This is a genomic window from Desulfococcus multivorans (assembly GCF_001854245.1).
Lineage (GTDB): Bacteria > Desulfobacterota > Desulfobacteria > Desulfobacterales > Desulfococcaceae > Desulfococcus > Desulfococcus multivorans.
Genome location: NZ_CP015381.1, coordinates 3,292,349 through 3,309,454, shown reverse-complemented (window position 1 = coordinate 3,309,454; position 17,106 = coordinate 3,292,349). Strand labels below are relative to the sequence as shown.

At 53.7% G+C, this 17,106-nt stretch carries 14 protein-coding genes and 1 tRNA gene; 3 read left to right on the top strand and 12 right to left on the bottom strand.

What is annotated here, in order from left to right; genetic code table 11:
- Positions 1–454 precede the first annotated feature (454 nt).
- The 4 genes from dmul_RS14450 to dmul_RS14435 are packed head-to-tail and all read right to left on the bottom strand — an operon-like array spanning position 455 to position 3,932.
- A complete protein-coding gene (locus dmul_RS14450) occupies positions 455–1,498 on the bottom strand; it encodes a galactose-1-phosphate uridylyltransferase (protein ID WP_020878695.1) in 1,044 nt (347 codons plus the stop codon).
- Complete coding sequence (locus dmul_RS14445; RefSeq protein ID WP_020878694.1) at positions 1,485–2,798, bottom strand: DUF190 domain-containing protein; 1,314 nt, start codon at positions 2,796–2,798, stop codon at positions 1,485–1,487. The genes dmul_RS14450 and dmul_RS14445 overlap by 14 nt, the downstream gene beginning before the upstream one ends.
- A gap of 9 nt (positions 2,799–2,807) precedes the next feature.
- A complete protein-coding gene (crcB, locus tag dmul_RS14440; RefSeq protein ID WP_020878693.1) occupies positions 2,808–3,299 on the bottom strand; it encodes a fluoride efflux transporter CrcB in 492 nt (163 codons plus the stop codon).
- Positions 3,300–3,332: 33 nt separating this feature from the next.
- Complete coding sequence (locus tag dmul_RS14435) at positions 3,333–3,932, bottom strand: hypothetical protein (protein WP_020878692.1); 600 nt, start codon at positions 3,930–3,932, stop codon at positions 3,333–3,335.
- Positions 3,933–4,416: 484 nt separating this feature from the next.
- Between dmul_RS14435 and dmul_RS14430 the strand changes: the two genes are divergently transcribed.
- The gene (locus dmul_RS14430) at positions 4,417–4,905 is read left to right on the top strand and encodes a host attachment protein (protein ID WP_020878691.1); all 489 of its coding nucleotides are present in this window, start codon (positions 4,417–4,419) and stop codon (positions 4,903–4,905) included.
- Positions 4,906–5,036: 131 nt separating this feature from the next.
- On the opposite strand, the gene dmul_RS14425 is transcribed toward dmul_RS14430, so the two are convergent.
- From dmul_RS14425 to dmul_RS14410, 4 genes are all read right to left on the bottom strand, one after another.
- Positions 5,037–5,573: an HPF/RaiA family ribosome-associated protein gene (locus dmul_RS14425; protein ID WP_020878690.1), complete on the bottom strand. Its 537-nt coding sequence runs from the start codon at positions 5,571–5,573 to the stop codon at positions 5,037–5,039.
- 14 nt (positions 5,574–5,587) lie between these two features.
- Entirely contained in the window at positions 5,588–6,127 is a 540-nt protein-coding gene (locus dmul_RS14420; protein ID WP_020878689.1) for a THUMP domain-containing protein, read from the bottom strand.
- Between the two features lie 492 nt (positions 6,128–6,619).
- Positions 6,620–8,035: an IS66 family transposase gene (tnpC, locus tag dmul_RS14415; protein WP_020877353.1), complete on the bottom strand. Its 1,416-nt coding sequence runs from the start codon at positions 8,033–8,035 to the stop codon at positions 6,620–6,622.
- Positions 8,036–8,637: 602 nt separating this feature from the next.
- A complete protein-coding gene (locus tag dmul_RS14410) occupies positions 8,638–10,395 on the bottom strand; it encodes a transposase (protein ID WP_020877923.1) in 1,758 nt (585 codons plus the stop codon).
- A gap of 386 nt (positions 10,396–10,781) precedes the next feature.
- On the opposite strand from dmul_RS14410, the gene dmul_RS14400 reads away from it, so the two are divergent.
- Both dmul_RS14400 and dmul_RS14395 read left to right on the top strand, forming a co-directional pair.
- Complete coding sequence (locus dmul_RS14400) at positions 10,782–12,269, top strand: hypothetical protein (RefSeq protein ID WP_020877924.1); 1,488 nt, start codon at positions 10,782–10,784, stop codon at positions 12,267–12,269.
- A 61-nt stretch (positions 12,270–12,330) separates the two neighbouring features.
- Positions 12,331–14,058: a hypothetical protein gene (locus tag dmul_RS14395; protein WP_020877925.1), complete on the top strand. Its 1,728-nt coding sequence runs from the start codon at positions 12,331–12,333 to the stop codon at positions 14,056–14,058.
- Positions 14,059–14,251: 193 nt separating this feature from the next.
- On the opposite strand, the gene dmul_RS14390 is transcribed toward dmul_RS14395, so the two are convergent.
- From dmul_RS14390 to trpS, 4 genes are all read right to left on the bottom strand, one after another.
- Positions 14,252–14,326: transfer RNA gene (locus dmul_RS14390), tRNA-Val, on the bottom strand.
- Positions 14,327–14,367: 41 nt separating this feature from the next.
- Positions 14,368–15,180: an SMC-Scp complex subunit ScpB gene (gene scpB / locus dmul_RS14385; protein ID WP_020877926.1), complete on the bottom strand. Its 813-nt coding sequence runs from the start codon at positions 15,178–15,180 to the stop codon at positions 14,368–14,370.
- A complete protein-coding gene (locus dmul_RS14380; RefSeq protein ID WP_020877927.1) occupies positions 15,177–15,893 on the bottom strand; it encodes a segregation and condensation protein A in 717 nt (238 codons plus the stop codon). The genes scpB and dmul_RS14380 overlap by 4 nt, the downstream gene beginning before the upstream one ends.
- A 50-nt stretch (positions 15,894–15,943) precedes the next feature.
- A complete protein-coding gene (gene trpS / locus dmul_RS14375) occupies positions 15,944–16,930 on the bottom strand; it encodes a tryptophan--tRNA ligase (RefSeq protein WP_020877928.1) in 987 nt (328 codons plus the stop codon).
- Between the last annotated feature and the right edge of the window lie 176 nt (positions 16,931–17,106).

Sequence of the window (17,106 nt, the reverse complement as noted above, 5' to 3'; positions counted from 1 at the left end):
GATGCGCTTAAATTCCCGATGTCTGAATCACTCATTTCATGTCCCGACTACCCGTTTGGCCATGCAACAGCGAATCCGAAGATCCATGATGCCGACGACGGTGGTCCGGGCCGGTCGCCGCAGTCATCCAATCTGATATTCAATTCCGGCTTTCATGGTGGTGATAGAATCAGCATTTCGCAGCTATTCAATGTGCACATTTGTCGGCTGATGACAACATAAATTTCACCCTGCGGATAACTTTTGTAACACGGATTGACAATAACATGGGTTATGAGGCCTTTCCCAATAATAAACTTCGTCGACGGAGCGGTCTCAAGGAAACCGGTCCTGCCGTCCGAGAATGTCGGCAGTCTATCCCAGTGGCGTAAAAACAATGATGCCGGTCGGCATCCTCTTGATCTATCTTTCAGAGCAGCGCCGACCACGGTATAGACCGTCAGCCTGGAAAAGATCACGAAAAACGCGGGGCCTCCCTCCAAAACGCACGCGCTGTTTCAGCCGTCGCTTCCGGCGCCGAAAACGTGGCCATGTCGCCCAGCATCACCTCGAAGCCGGTAAAATCGCTGCGCACCCACGGTGCATAATTGCTGCGGACCCTGAGAATCACCCGCAGCTCCAGATCGTCCGAACCGTCTTCCAGAAACAGCAGGCCGAGATTGTAACCGTTCCGACCGAGACTGCGGTAAAAGTTCTGAACGTTCAGGACACCCTGGGCCAGGGTTTGCCAATGCGCTTCCGTGGTGTTCCGCAAGGTGGTGATGTCCGGCAGGATCCCCCAGATTTCGAAAAAGCCTTCGGGCGCGAACGCGGCCAGCCATTGCCAGGAGCCGGTGGCACCAATCCATCGCCGGCCGGCCTGCTTTTCCATCGCCAGATAATCGCTGAAGAGACGCGTGCCGAATTGCCGCCGGTGGCCGTGAGCGCGGGACTGCAAAAAGCGCTGATGGTTGGCGGGCGTTCGGTCGGCCTGTACCTGCAGATGGGGGTGGAGCAGGGACCCGCCGGCCGAGGGCAGATGATTCTGGGTAACGGCCATGAACACCGCGGCGGAGTCGTGGCTGAGGATCTGCATCAGATAGTCCCGGCAGTTGAGAAATGAATCCGCGTAGGCTTCCAGGCGAGCCGTGCCGATCTCGACAAAGTGTTGATCGTCGAAAAGGCTGACCGCAGAATACCGGCCATAAGGAAAGAGGTTGGGGAAAAGGATCGAGGAACCCCGGACCATGCGCCCCTGGGACCACACTTCCGGCGGGAATCGGGGCGTCCGGTCGGCGAGTCGCGCCCGACAGAAGGGGCATGCGTCCCGGTTTTGAGCGAAAGGGGGCGGTTCAGGGAGGGATTCGGCGCCGGGTTCCTGTTCTTCACCGCGGCTGTAAGTGATTCTGCAGGTGCGGCCCGTAATGGGGTGGGTGCGGATTTCGATGGGGCGTTCGGCAATATCGCCGCTGGGCAGTAGAATCCGCGAAAAAAATGTCTCCTGTTTAAACGGCAACATGGTCGTTCCCTCTCATGGCCGGTCCGCGAAAACCGGCGCGGAGTAGTGAAGCCCGGCTGATCATGCCCTTGAATCGGCCGTCGGCGTCGACAACCGGCAACCGTTTCAGCGCTTTGTCCGTCATCAGCCGGACGGCATCTTCGATCAGCATTTCTTCACGAGCCGTGATCAACCCCGTGGTCATGACCGCAGCGGCGGTGGTTTCGGTCAGGCACCGCTGCAGGTCCCCCAGCCGGCAGGCATCCTGTTGGAAGGGGTGTTTCACCCTGGCCAGGAGATGCCAGACGCCATCCTGCTCCGGCTTGAAGAAGCGCAGCAGATCGCGATCCGAGATCAAGCCCAGCAGCCTGCCCTCGGCATCGACCACGACCACCCGCTGAATGTCATTACGGTCGATGATGCGGATCACCTCGTCTATGGGGGTTTCCGGAGAAACGACGGGCGTATCCTGGCGCAGGATGTCGGCCACGTACCTCAGGTTGCTCACCTCGATCTCCTGCGCCCGAAAAGCGTTCCAGTCAGGCGCCTCGCGCATGACCGTCCGGAAGATGTCCAGCCGGGAAAGCATACCTGTCAGACGCCCGGACTCATCCACCACGGGAACGCGCTTGACGCCGCTTGTCAGCATCAGGTCCACGGCGTCGATCAATGACCGATTCTCGCAAATCGTGACGGCCGGGGTCGTCATCACCTCTCCGGCGTGTCGGGAAGCCATGTGATTCAAGACCGATTCCAGGCGGTTCCGATCGGATTCCGCCAACAGGCCCAACCGCAACGGGAGCCCGCCTTTTCGGATCAGATCCCCCTGAGTGATTACGCCGACGGGCCGGTGATGTTCATCGACCACGGGCAGCCCGGTGAAGACCGAGGAGAGCAGCAGTTGGGTGATTTCCCGCAGGTTGGTTTCGGCCTTGACACTGTGTGGTTCAGGCGTCATGACATCGCGAACCATGAGCTGAGGCGGGAAAAATGCGCTGTGCGTTCTGTGGCTGAGCACCGTCATGTCGTGCAGGGCGAGGATGCCCTCGTCGATCATGCCGTCCAGTCCATCCAGGACCCGGTCGGTTTCCGCGGCCGGAACCACGATACAAATCCGGATCGGCATATTGAAGGAAAGGATCTCCAATCGGCTGGTTGCCAATTCTCCGTTTTCATAAAGACCCGAAATCCCTCGGGTGACGACGCATCGGGCCGCGATTTTCAGATCGCGGAGAAGCGACATGACGGCGTCCGTCAACGGCGTGTTTCCATACCGTGCCGATTCACTGGTAAAAATTTCAATCGCCTTATAATTCAGCATCACGCCCTCCTATCGTGAGCCGCCCATCCACAAGCCGAGAAAAGTGAGCGCCATGCCGCCCATGTTGTTGATCAGGATATTGACCACTGGCTGCAGCGTCAACCCGGCGCGACCGGCGTTGACGGTTTCCAGGGAGAAGGCGGAAAACGTCGTCAGTGCGCCCAGGTATCCGGTAATGATCATCAGGCGCATGTCCGGGGTCAGCAGTCGGGTGCGATCCGCGAGCGCAAAAATCAGCCCGATAAAAAAACACCCCACGAGGTTGACCGTCATGGTGCCCCAGGGGAAATGGGTGCCCCAGAGTTTTACCGACAGCAAGCCGATGCCATAGCGGCTTGCCGCGCCCAGGCCGCCACCGCACATGACCAATGTCAATTTTTTCAGCGCCGGCTGCCATGTCCGGACGCCTTCGGTCAATATGCGCAGGACCTCTGAAAATAGTTGCGAAGCCTCCGAAAGAGCGGTTTTTACCTGAATCCATGCCTGAACCCAATCTCCCATTTTTTTCGAATCTTTCTTTTTGAAGAAAATGAATCATGCTTGTCTGATGTTGGCCTTCAGCAGGGCAAGCCCTTCTTCCCGCGCGTGCAGGATCTGTTTCACATTGATTCCGTCGAGCTCCTTTCGGCGCAAAACGGTATTGGTGAGAGCGTTTCGGTAGAGGAGATATTCTTCTTTTTTCGATATGTTGGGGATGACCTTTTCCGTATGGAGGAATTCTTCGATGGATCGCTTTTTTCCATTGCGGTTGCCTTCGGTCAGATCGACCCTGTGATCGCCGTAGGCCAGAAAACAGTGCAGCATGGGGAGATAGGGCAGGCCGTACTTCTTGAGAATGGCGTCTGCACCGGCGACGATCTCCTCGTTCATGGCGTATATGCCGACCGCCTTATGGATGGGCAGCCCCAACTCTTCGGCCAGGGTGGCGATGACGGCGTGTTTCGTGGTGCAGGAGCCGAAACGCTCCTTGAACAGAATCATCAGGTCGTCCCGATCGGAATTGTATCCATAGGGCAATTCGTGAACGAAGCGGCACGCCGCCGTGAAGGTGCCGATGTCCAGATTCAGGAATTCGCGCGACACCGGCCCCGAATCCGTGATGATGTTGTCGGGAAATACTTTGAATGTGTCCATATCACCTCACCTGCAATCTTTAGAAAGAAATCCTCTTGAAAATAAAACACAAAGCATCATATATTAAAATAGTGCCTATGGTGATGAACGGGACGCTGCCGACAGTGGTTTTTGTGACGCCCGAAACAGGACATCCTGAATCAAACAAGTTTGAAAAAGATAGAACATCATCAGGGTGTCGAGCAGCATTTCATGGAATCTCGAGAAACTTCAAGCAGTGAGATATCCAGCGCGAAAATGTTTGGAATCATAACATAGAGGGTAGTCGAGCCTTTTTCAAGACATACCCTGCCATGCCGGAGTTCATGAATACTCCAAAGCGAAGTTGCCGCTATCGAATAGACGGGTTGAAGGATGGCGGCGAAGGGTTTTCAGTCCACTTTGTATCTCCATTACAGTCCATTAGCGTCGTCAGTCCTGAAATACAGGTCTAAGGGTATAGATGCGATTTGAATTCTTTTAAATGGGAAAGGAGATAAGCATTATGAGTGAACATCTCATCGTAGTGGTCAATCGCTCATTGGCACGTTTTTTTACACTCGAACCGGTCGAATTTCCCGAACTGGAATCCGGGCCCAGAATAACGCTTCGAACCGAGCTCGAAAATCAGGAGCTCAAAGACGGCCAGGAGATCTTTTCGGACTCGAAAACCGGCCGTGGCGTCGCCCCTCGGGGCGGAAACGTCCATGGCTACGACGACAAGCGGGATCAGCACCTGGATGAACTGAGACGTCGTTTCGCCGTCACGGTTTTCGACCAGATTCAAAAGATTGCCAAGGCCGAACATTCACGCACCATCATACTTGCGGTATCTGCGAGAATGCGCCGGTTTTTGTATCCCCACACTGACACGTTGGACCGGAAGGGATACGTGATCCACAAGATTTCCAAGAACATCATCAATTTTTCCCCGGAAAACATCCATGCATATCTGGCTGAAGACGGAATTGTTCCTATGAAAAAACGAAAGTAAACGGTATGCTGTTCTCGGGTTTCATATTCCACGGCGCCTTTCCGGCATGGATATTTTGCGGATAGCGCCGCGAGACATTCGAGGCGGAACGGCAATAAATCGGAGGTTCCGGCGATGCCCAATGAACCCGACTACTTTTTCAATACTCTGACGGTGCTGGCCTGGGGACCTTGGTCCCCTGATTCTTCAACAAAATGGACTTGCATTCCGATCTCCAGATCATTGAAATTCCCGTCAAGCACGCTGTTGCGATGGAAATAGATGTCGCGGTTTCCGGGGGTGGTCAGGATGCCGTAATCCATTTGTGGGAAAATTTGGGTGATGCGGGCGCTGGGCACCTCTTCATGAAATTTCACCTCACCACGTTGACGGCTGGTATACTCCAGTAGTCGCCGCCCTGCCGTTTCAAATGCATTCCCGACGGCAACATACAGATCTTCATGGGCTTCTTTCTTGATGACAATTTCCTTGCCGGGAACCGAAATTTCGATGTGGACATTATACAGAATACCTTTTTGTTGACGTCGATGCGGGGCTTCCAGAATGACCCTGCAGCGTGTAATCCGATCGTACAGCTGGTCCAGTTTTTCAGCTTTTTCCCGGATCAGGGTTTCAATGGGTTCTGTCAAGTCGAAATCACGTGCCGTGATCTGCAGTGGAATCATCATGAGATTTCCTCCTTTCAATCGAACCGCAGAAACGGATATCGGTCTATGTCATCGCGCAACCAGAGACCGACACCGACATGTTGAGCGATTGTTTCAACGGATAGAACCGCATCCGGGTTCTCAAACGAAATCCTTCCGTCGCCGCCGGCCTTGAGGATACACTCGTGCAGATAGCCGTCCAGCCATCTCTCCTCTTCCATGCTGGAGAGTCGCCCCTTGAAGCCACGGCGATGCATACGTACGTAAAATGTCTTGTCCATTAAACGGGAAATGTACGGCTCAACGATGGGTATGATTTTAATCCTGAAATCGGCGGTTGTCTGAAAACTGAAGACGTGTTCGACAGGAATCAGACGATTCAGAAAAGACCCAATGGCGGGATTGGCCTCGAACTGCGCTTTCAGCCATTCCATCAGTTCCCTCGGATCGTCTGTTCTCATCACCAGAACATTGAAAAATCCGGTTTTGGAGATCCGTCCATATTGTTCAAGCAATTCGCAGGCTGCCACGAACCCACCCTCATGAACCGTTATAATAACATTCCAGTTGTGCATACATCCTCCGCCGACGCCTGCAAAGATCATTCTTTTTGAATAGGGCGTATTGTTTGAACATGGGATCAATCCGCATTCCAGATACCGAATTTGTAAATTTCGGAAGACTCACTTCGCAAGAACGCACATGCAGCTTCTCATCAGACTGTGTTGCACTGGAAATATATTACTCAACTTTCGACTTTCACAGGCCGGTGCCGGGAGGATACGGCCCACGCCCCACGCGGTTTCGTTCAAGTGCCGCTAAAGCTTGCTCCGGGCGGCCCGGAAACTCGCTGCGCTCAAACAGTCCGGGCCGCTGATCCTCCGCGGCGCTTAAGCGGCACTAAAACTCACCGCTGAAGGGGCGCGGACCGTATCCTCCCGGCACCTATTTCCGGTTACCATCATGAAAGTCGAAAGTTGAGTATATTAAAAATATCTGTAACTATTCAGCCCGGTTTTACCGGCTCCTTGAAGTTTAAAGGAGATCGTGTTCTTTGACAGTCGAATCTACTCGTTCAGGAAGTCGGGCAGTTTGCCCTCAAACAAAAGGCGTAATGCAATGCTTGCCCTCACGCCATGCTTTCTGCATGTTGAAAGATAACTTCTTACACGGCAGAAAATAGCCGCACCTTTCATGGAACGAAAGCATCCCGATATCTTTTGCTGGACCTTGGTCATCCGGATATCGTTTTCACCTTGATTGTTGGTGAAAGGAACTCTCTCGTCGTCCATGAATCGGAGCGTCTCATTTTCGTAATCGATGAGCCGCTCAAGAAGGTTTCTTGCCTTTGATCGTTTGAGGCGACCCCGCTTTCCATTTTTTTGGCTTTCATCCGGTGGCGGACACTCCTTTTGGGCTTCTTCCAGCAGCTTCCTGTACCGGAGTCTGAATTCCAGTGAGGCTCCCGGAGTCAGCTGACCTCCGGCATCATCCACTGCCTTGTTAATCTCCAGAAGCAATGCCCTGGTATCCCTCGCCCACTCCTGATGGTCCTGCTCCCATGCTCTTTGCAATTCCCGCAGATGGTGAGCGTTGCACAAGGCGTGCTCGCAGTCGAACTTGAAATACGGCTTCCAGTGGTCGTGGCAAAGTATCCCATGAAAATTGGGCAGGATTCCCATTTCATTCATTGCATCAACCCCTCTTTTTTCATGAGGAAGGAAATAGGTCCAGTCGTCATTGGAAACACAATGGAGCCAGCGTCTTTTTCCGTCGATATTGATACCGGTTTCGTCGGCATGGCAGACGTCGGAGTTGATCAGCTTTGACCTTGCTATCGCATCGAAGGCTTCAAGCTTTTCATAAGCCTCTTCATTGAAGTTGAAAATCGAGCCGCCGCCGACCGGGATTCCTGCCTGATCCAGAAACGTCTCTTCGATCCGATTATACGGGATCAACTGATACTGGGACAGATAGACCGAATGGGCTTTTAGGTTGATGCCGTATTGAACGGGTCGATTCACACCCTCGGGGAACGGGGCTGTATATCGCTTGCCGTTGGCATCCTCAAGAATTTGTGCCCGGTATTCTGTTACGATCTGCGAGATGTCGATATCGATAACCTGTCTGGCGTCATATCCCGCCTCCTTATAGTTTCCTTTGGGCAAGGTGGCGGGATCCAATGGGATGTCCTTGATGACATCAGGCTTTTCAACCCTTTTCAGGGTTGTACCGTTGTGTCCGGGTTGGCCGCCGCGCTTGTTTGCGCCGGGAGCTTTTTCCTTCTTCTTCCGATTCGGATCAGATGCCGGCGGTTTGCTGCTGTTACTGCTGTTGAGCCCCAAACGATTCAGCAATAGCGCCACGAGAAGCAGCAAAAGTTCGACGGCTGCTTTCAGGGCAGGAGATACGTTTTGATCCTCGCCCAGCAAGCGCCTTGTATTTTTGACCGTTTCTTCGACATCTATTGCGTTTAACTTCACTCATCACCTCGGAAATTCTGAGCCTGAATGAAGTTACTATAACACAGGTTTTTTGAACGGGTTTTTTCGCTCGACGTTCCATTTTATCGGATTTTATTTTTCTTGTCAGGGTCAGGGACTATCGCCTAAGATTCTCGATCCAGGGACTCTTTGCTTAAGCCTGATGCCTCAAAAATAGGCTGTTCTGAACTTCTAAAAGAAAATTCAAATTTTCACGAAAAGGCCTGTCAAGAAAAAAATGCGTCAATTTTAAGTTTTTTGCTGAATAGTTACAAATATCTTTCGCTGTTTTCCTTTGTCAAGTCGATCCTGAAAACCCGGATCCACCGCCACAGTCCAGCCCGGTCGATAATACAGCTGATAGAGAGGGTGTTATGTGTCGGCGGCCTCTTTTCGGTTGAAGCGGCGTATACCATCGTGCATTGTCGTCGGATTGTTCCACCTGCCGGACTTCTACCGCAATGAAGGCTTCGCAGGAATGTCCATATCCGCTCGTATTCTGTCTGTAATTTTTATCTGCGGGAATATAAATTACGTTTATATATTATCTGAATATTATTTAAACGTTAAGATTGATGGTCCCGTAAAAACCCCGGAACCGCCTATACGGCAATCAGACTGCCGCTGCGGTTCCAACCTGAATGACGGGCCTTTTTTGGCCCAATAATAGAAATCGCTCTTTGAAAATCGCAAAACAGGCTTCTTGCGGCGAGAATCAGCAGCGAACAGGCCGTCAGTACGGTGGAAAGCGGTGCTTTTGGGCGCACCCCGCCCAGCCCGGCGGCGGCTGCACGAAAGATGTTGATCGCCAGGGCCTTCAGGACCGCACTGTACTTTACGGCTTTCAGACCGCGAACCCGAAGGTGCTTCACCCCGGTTCTCCTGTCGTATTCCGACATGGTCGCCTCCACGCCGGCACGCCACCGGTACCGGTCCCTGAACGCGTCGGTTCGTTCATATGCCCGGCGTTTGGCAAGCCGGAGCGCCTTCTCGCTGAATCGGACATAGAAAAGCTTCTTTCCCTTCTTGACCGGGCAGTTCGGGAGCATGGGACAGTTTTCGCAGTGATCCGCTGAAAAACCGACGCTGGTCTGTTTCTTCCTTCTCGATGATGCCGGCGCATGCCCCATCGGGCAGGCCGTTATGGCACCCTTGTCTGAAATCTGAAAATCGGAAAGGCTCAGCTTCTCTTTTTGGGTGCTTCCCATGGCCGGGGCGATCAGTTCGACGTCTCGGCCCTGGGCCTTTTCGAGATTATCGTCGCTGCCGTAAAGCGCGTCCGCGGTCACCTCTCTGGGCTTGAGGCCTTTTTCCGCGCTCGATTCGATGGCCGGGACCAGGGCATTGACGTCACTGTTATGGGCCGGCTCCACCGCCACATGGGTGATCAGATTGAAGGGCGTTTTCTGATCCTGATCATCCTTATCCTGCTCACCCTTGCGGAAGGTTTCCATCACCTGGACCTGGTATCCCTGGCCTTTGTGCCCGCTGTAGGAAGCGTCCGGATCCGAGGGATTTTGCAGCGAGCTTGCGGGAATCGCCTTCGGCGCTTTGAGTTCGACGGGATGATTCGGGTCGCCGGTCAGATTGCAGTGTTCTTCGAGGACTCTTTCGAGCAGTTTGAACGTGTACATGCCGGCGATATCATCGGACTGCCTGAACTGCCGAACCAGATCGAACAGGTCCCCGGCCGTCTCCGACAATGTCTTTCGGGATTCGGAGGGCTTGACCCTGGAAAAGCAGTCCAACTCCTTTTTGGCGAGGTATTTATCGGCAAGCTTCCTGTCGACGAGATCGAAAACATCGGGGTGATGCCGTTTGAGGTTGACCAGAAATTTATGGATGCTTCTGGAAAAGATGCTGATCCGGCCCAGCCGCCGCATATTGGATTTGATGTGCACCGAATCGATCCGCTGCCGGTCGACATTGACCTTGAACACCTCGGCCAGTTTTTTCGTAGCGGCACTGAATATGGCATCTTCCAGCCCGTTTTGCGATATGATGTTGCGACTGTTCCATAACGTTTTGGGCGAAATGTATTTGGCGTCGTCAGACTCTTCGCTGATGTTCAGGGCATAATGCCATTGGATGTTGAAGGCAAACTGCTGCACCGTTTCTTCGTCTGTAAAGTCGAAAGCCTGCTGCAGAATGAGCGCCCCGAGCGTGGAGAAAAGCTCCTTGGTGGGTCTTCCGAATGAACTGCTGAAATGCTCGAAGACCTCGCTCACGGGAATCGTCGGGAGAACGACCTCACGAAACAGACCCGGCCATCCCGTGTCGAGCATTTGCCGCCGTTTGGGCGTCAAAAAATCCCAGGGGTCGAAAATGTGAAGCTGATTCGGGTTTTTTACTTTGATCATCGGCTTGCCCTTAACATTCTGATTATTTTTGGCTTTTATACCACATGCCGCAGAAAAGCGCAAGAGCTGAAAAACGTTATTCAATATAATTACAGGCAGATAATTGTTGTGAACTTTTTACGAGTGCATCAAGATTAATTTTTTCATGGAGAAGTTAATTTTGATTGATAATCCCATATCCCATCTGGTATAAGGCAACACGAAAAAACAAGATTTTTTCCAATAAAGCGATCTGATACTTGTTGAGGTCACGATAGCGGGCATTTTCCACGAATTTGCCCGGAAGAACCCATATGTATGATTCCGAATCCGTATGGAAAGGAGGTGAAACCGGTTTTCTTATAGGATGTTCAATCATAACAATTCAAATGGGAGGAGAAAACAGCATGAGCCAAATGACAAGGCGATGGAAAATGGGAATCATGGTTTTTTTAGGACTATGTCTTGCCTCATCTCCGCTCTGGGCTGAAATGGGAACCATGTCCCTCAAAAGCGGCGATATTGACGTACAGTTCATGGGTAGCCTAAAGACCTTTCCGACATTTTTGAGCGATGTGGACTTCAACAGCGACGACACCAACCGAGATTATATTTTAGATGAGAATGGCGCGATGTCCGACTTTTCCATCCGCAACGAGGCCCGTATCGGATGGTTGGGCAAGGGTGAAAACTGGGATTTCATGATCATTCTGGAGGCGGATTTCAATCTCAACAAAGATAACGGCGATCGGGGCGCCGACAATACCTCCCCGGTCGATTCCGGAATGACCGGCGAGGATTTCGGTATCGAAAAATTGAATTTCACTTACAATTTCGGTCCATTCGGCATCCTGACCGGATGGAATACGAAAGCCCTGGATATTCAAACCGGCGGTCTGGTCTACGGGGACGATCATCCCTATGTCGGCTTCAGCGGAACGGTGGGGGAAAATTTTTCCTGGGAAGCCCTTTATCTTTCCATATTTGATAAAATCGAGAATATGGATAAGGGCGCGGCCATAGGCCCCTTGGATGCGGACGATCTGGACTGGCAAGTCTACAGCCTCAAACTGACATACCAGTGGGGGCCCATGGCCATATCGCCGTTTTATGCCTACAGCGATAACAGCGATGAGCCGGCTGCCAACGCCAAGACGCACTATTTCGGCGCCGAAGCTTACGGCAAGATCGGCATTGTCACACCGCGCCTGGAACTCGCCTATGCCGTAGGCGATACAGACACCTATGATAGAACAGGGCAGAGCTATGACATCAGTGCCCTTGCTGCCTATGGATCTGTTGAAGTCGAGCTGGATCCCCGGTTTGTGCCCTATATCGGCCTCAAATATGAGGAAGGAGACGACGATCCGAACGATGACGACATCGAGGCATTCAACTCCATCACGGATATTTCACGCTACACCCCCACCTTCGGTATGGAAAACGCCTTTATCTATCGGTTGGTTCCTACGCTGGGCACTCATCTCTACAGCGGGAATTTCAACTTTCTTCCCAAAGCCAGGGGCATAGCGCAAACACCCGGCTACGGCGGTATCAGCAATTCTTCTTCCGGCGATGCGCCGGGCTTGATTATGTTGGGGCTGGGCGCCAAAGGAAAGTTCGGTGATTTATCCTATCAAGCGCAGATCATGCAATTCTGGTTTGATACCAGCGACGGAATGGAAGAATTGCTCGGTCGCGACGTCGACAGCGATGTGGGCATGGAGTTCGACCTTCTGCTGCGATATCAATTCGGTCCGCATTTCAGCGTCGGCAACAATATTGCCGTGTTCAATCCGGGCGACGCAATCGAAGATATCTGGGATTCCGAAACCGCGAGTTCGAATGACGAAATCGCCTTCATGGATACCATCGAGCTGACATGGACATGGTAATAAATTTGCATAATTCCTACAAGACGAACTGATATCTGAAATCGAAAGGAGTTCATATCCCATGAATCGGAAAGGGCTTTTGAAATGGAGCTATGCGCTTATCCCGGTATTCCTGATTGCGATGGAAATGCGTGCAGGTGCGATGGAAAATCCCTTTCCGACGCTCGTTCCTCAATTGAAAAGGGTTTGTCCCGAACCATTTCAGATGGTGGGTACGATCCAGGAGGTCGGTGACGGTCGGGTGCTTTTTGATAAAAAAGCCGGCTATCCTTTACAAAAGGGCCAGTGGCTTATAGTCAGTCAAAATCAGCCCCACCGTTCACCGGCCATGCAGGTTCGGACGGCCTGGATCGAGGTGGAAGCCCTTTTTGAAAAGACCGTGATGGCACGTGTCGCTGTTCAGATGAAAAAACCGACAATGCCGAATGATCTGGTTATGACGCCTCCGCTTCCACGAATTTATGTCGAAAAGGCGGTCGGAGCGTCTTTGGCCGTGGTCCACGATGCGATTATCGAAGATCTGCTGGAAGCGGGCTTTGATGTCCGCCTTGTGGAAGGGAAATCTCCAAGGTCCGACCTGCAGGATTTTTTTCTTGAGCTGAGCGGGAACGGCGCTCTGGTGTGCCGGGTAACAACCGCTCCTCCGGACAGGCGCATTATCTTTCATGAGAATGTTGCGGCACCATCACTGTCGGCAGTTCCCGGAAAGGTTTCCAATCGCGGCACCCTTCCGACTCCCCGGCCTGAAGCATCTTCTATCCGGCAGCCTCCGGAAGAACCCTCGACGGATTATTTTGCTTTAGCGGAACCCTACACGCGGGTGACGGCATGCGATATTCCAGGCGGAACGGGAAGGGAAATCGCATGTCTGGGCCAAAAGGATCTGGTGATCTTTCGCATCGAAGCCGGCGCGCTCAAGGAGATTTCACGCAAATCCTTTCCCGTGAATGATGTCTATCCGTTGCACCTGCATGCGTGCGATCTGGATGGAAATCCGGGAGACGAGCTGCTGGTAACGCTTGCTCAACAAACTGAAACCATAGGGAAAAAAGATAACCGTTTGTGTTCGTGGATTGTTGGTTTCAAAGACGGATCGTTGCACACGCTTGCGGAGAATGCGCCTTACTACTTCAGGGTGATCCGGGACGGCCGCGGCGATCGCATCCCCTTGGCCCAGCGCCAGGGAACGTACCGGCAATATGAAGGCCCGATTCATCGATTGGTATGGCAGCCGTCGCGTCAGCGGCTGGAGGCGGCTGCCCCCTATGAGCCTGCCCGGGGGGTTCACGGCATTTACCAGTTCAACGGCGTTTCGGACGATGAGAATCGTATCATGATTCTGGAGCCCGACGGTCGTCTGCACGGCTATCTCTTGCCGGAGGAACGCCTGGCGGCTTCGGGGGAGAGGGCGTTGGGGGCGTACCATGCACTTTCCTATCCGCTGAAGCGCAAGCAGGATTTGTATCTGGGAGGGTTCGATCGGAAGACGTTTGACGATGTTTATACCGCCAGAAGATTTGAAAGGAGGCGCGATTTTCAGGATCAGTTGTTTACCTTGCATTCTGAAGGTGCGGGCTTGATGAAGGCGATTGCCGGCGTCGGGGGAGCGGGTCGGCAGAGGTCCGGCCAGGTCGTGGGCGTTAAATGGATGGGAGATCGCATTGTGGAGACATGGCAGTCGGAGATATGGTCCAAGGAATTGCTTGATTTTACCTTTCTGGAAGACCCATCCGAAATACTTGTGCTCTACCGTGACTCAGACGGTTACGCCCTCGAGGGGATTCGGTAAAATCGACATCCGAGTCAAGCTGCCGCCAGCATGAAATTCACATGAACGGCGTCAAAGGGGAAAACGATTCGGCCTTCGATAAACCATGGCGCCGCCTGCCGACCGGGATGTGTGTGTTTTGAACTTGTGGCGGTAAACCGGCAACAGAAATAAAAAAGGGGTTGGCTGATTAAGCCTGACCCCTTGATTTCCATGGTGGGCGATACTGGATTTGAACCAGTGACTTCTACCGTGTGAAGGTAGCACTCTCCCGCTGAGTTAATCGCCCGTTCAGCTATGGGGCTTCTATAAAGGTTTCTCCGGGTCAGGTCAAGTTTTTTTTTGCGGGTCGCCGTTGTCGGGCGAGTCGGACGGATCTATATCCGGCTGTGCATCATCCGGCGGTACATCCTGTTCTGTATCCGGTTCCAGGTCGGGTTTCGGATAGGCGGCGGGGGAGGGATCTTCAATGATCATCGGCAGGTGTTCGGGCAAAGCGGTCTTCCCAGGCGCATCCGCTCCAGGATCGATGAGGTTTGGCGCGGGTGCCGATGCCTCTTCCGGCCCATTGTCCGCTGCCGGTTCCGCGGATTCCTGCCGGTCCGATCCTCCCGCCGTCCCGGACTTTTCCGGGGCGAGCTCCCTGGGGGTGGGCAGGTCCTTGAGGTTCTCGAGGTTGAACATCTCCAGGAATTTGCGGGTCGTGCCGTAGAGGAGGGGGCGTCCCGGCATCTCCTTCCGGCCGAGGATCTTGATGATCTTCCGCTCCAGAAGCACCCGGAGGACGCCGCCGCAGTCGACCCCGCGGATGTGTTCGATATCGCTCCTGAGCACCGGCTGCTTGTAGGCGACGACGGCCAGGGTCTCCATGGCGGCCCTGCTCAGTCGGGTTGGACTGTTGCGGTGCAGCCGCCGAATCCATTCCTTGTGCTCGGGGCGGGTCCTCAGCTGGTATCCGCCGGCGACCGCCGTCAGGTAGAAGCCGCCCCTGCGCCGTTCGTATTCGTCGGAAAGCCTGTCCACGGCCGCTTTAACGGCGGAGAGGTCCTCTGTCTCGAGGACCTCTGCCATGCGCCGGATGGAAAGGGGCGACTCCGAAGCGAAGAGCAGGCTTTCGATGATGTGTCTGAGATCGTCGTTCACTGGTAAAACAACCGGATGGTGCCGCTCTGAACGTGTTGGGTGATGCGGACCAGACCGAGCTTGCCCATCTCGAGAAGCGCCAGAAAGGTTGCGATCATCTCTTCCTTTTCGGCGTTTCGGGCGAAGAGGTCCGTGAAGGTCACGGATCCCTTTTCCTCCAGCATCTCGATGATGTAGGCGATTTTGTCCTTGATGGAGAAGCGTTCGGTGTCGAAATCGACGCCGTGCTCCCCGGGCATGTTCTCGATGATCCGCTGAAAGGCGTCGATGAGATCGAAGAGACTGACCTGGATGAACCCGTCTTCCGGATCCGGTTCGATCTCCGCTTTACCCGGGGCCCGGGTAAATGTGTCTTCGCCGAGTATCGGCCGGAGGGCGAGCCGCTCCGCCGCCGATTTCATGCGGAGGTACTCCACGAGGGGCCGGGTGATCTCCAGGCGCGGGTCTTCCTCGTCCGCTTCATCGCCCTCGTGGATCGGGAGCAGCATCCGCGATTTGATCTGGGTGAGGGTAGCGGCCATGAGCAGGAAATCTCCTGCGAAATCGACGTTCATGGCCTTCATCCAGTCGATGTACTCGAGGTACTGCTCGGTGATGAGGGCGATGGGGATGTCATAGATGTCCACCTCGTTCTTGTGGATGAGATAGACGAGAAGATCCATGGGGCCTTCGAAAATGTTCTCGACCTTGACTTCGTATCGGTGATCCGACATGGCAAAACGGGGCTGCGGCCGGGAGGCTCTTAAGCCTCCCGGTTACCGCGCTAGATGCTCATGGCCGCCCGCACCTCCTCCATGGTTCTCTGGGCCGACTCCCGGGCTTTGTTGCCGCCGGTGAGGATGATCTCGGCGAGGAGTTCGGGCCGTTTTTCATAGTAGGCCCGTTTCTCCCGGATAGGCTCCAGAAAGGCGATGAGGTTTTTGGCCATCTTCTTTTTGCAGGCGACGCAGCCGATCTGGGCCGATCGGCACTGATGACGGATCTCATCAACGGTTTCCTTGGGACTGTAAAGCTTGTGAAAATCGAAGACGTTGCAGATATCCGGGTTTCCAGGATCACTCTTGAGCTTTCGGGCCGGGTCCGTAACGAATTTCGATACCTTTTCCATGATCTCCTCGGGGGAATCGGACAGGTAAATGGCGTTGTCGTAGCTTTTGCTCATTTTCCGTCGGTCCCATCCGAGGATCTTCGAGGTCTCGGTGAGTATGGCCTGGGGTTCCGGAAATATTTCCCTGTAGAGGTAGTTGAAGCGTCTGGCGATCTCCCGGGTGATCTCCACGTGGGGAACCTGATCCACGCCCACGGGAACCCCGTCGGCTTTGTAGATGATGATGTCGGCGGCCTGCAGCAGGGGATAGCCGAGAAACCCGTATGTCGACAGGTCTTTGCCGGCGAGCTGAACGATCTGGTCCTTGTAGGTGGGGACGCGCTCCAGCCACGGCACCGGCGTGATCATGGCGAGCAGAAGAAAGAGCTCAGCGTGTTCCTTGATATGGGACTGCACGAAGAGCGTGCTCTTTTCCGGAGAGAGCCCGACGCTGAGCCAGTCGATCATCATCTGCTTCACGTAGTCCGGAATCTTTTCCGGATGCTCGTAGTTGCTGGTGAGGGCATGCCAGTCGGCGATGAAAAAAAAACAGTCATACCGCTCCTGCATGTCGATCCAATTCTCCAAAGCGCCGTGAAGGTTCCCCAGGTGAAGCGGGCCGGTGGGGCGCATCCCGCTGAGGATTCGTTTTTTGTCTGCCATTGGGATAAGGTCTCCTAACTGTCTGGTCTTTTCAGATTGGGCTCACATGATTCGGCCCCTACATATATAATTCCTTTGAAAAAAGCAATCCTGTTGGAAGCCGCGGATCATCCCCCAAAAGAGGCGTTGTCCCGCGGGCGTATCCGTGCTGGGATGTTGAAAACTCGTTCAATACG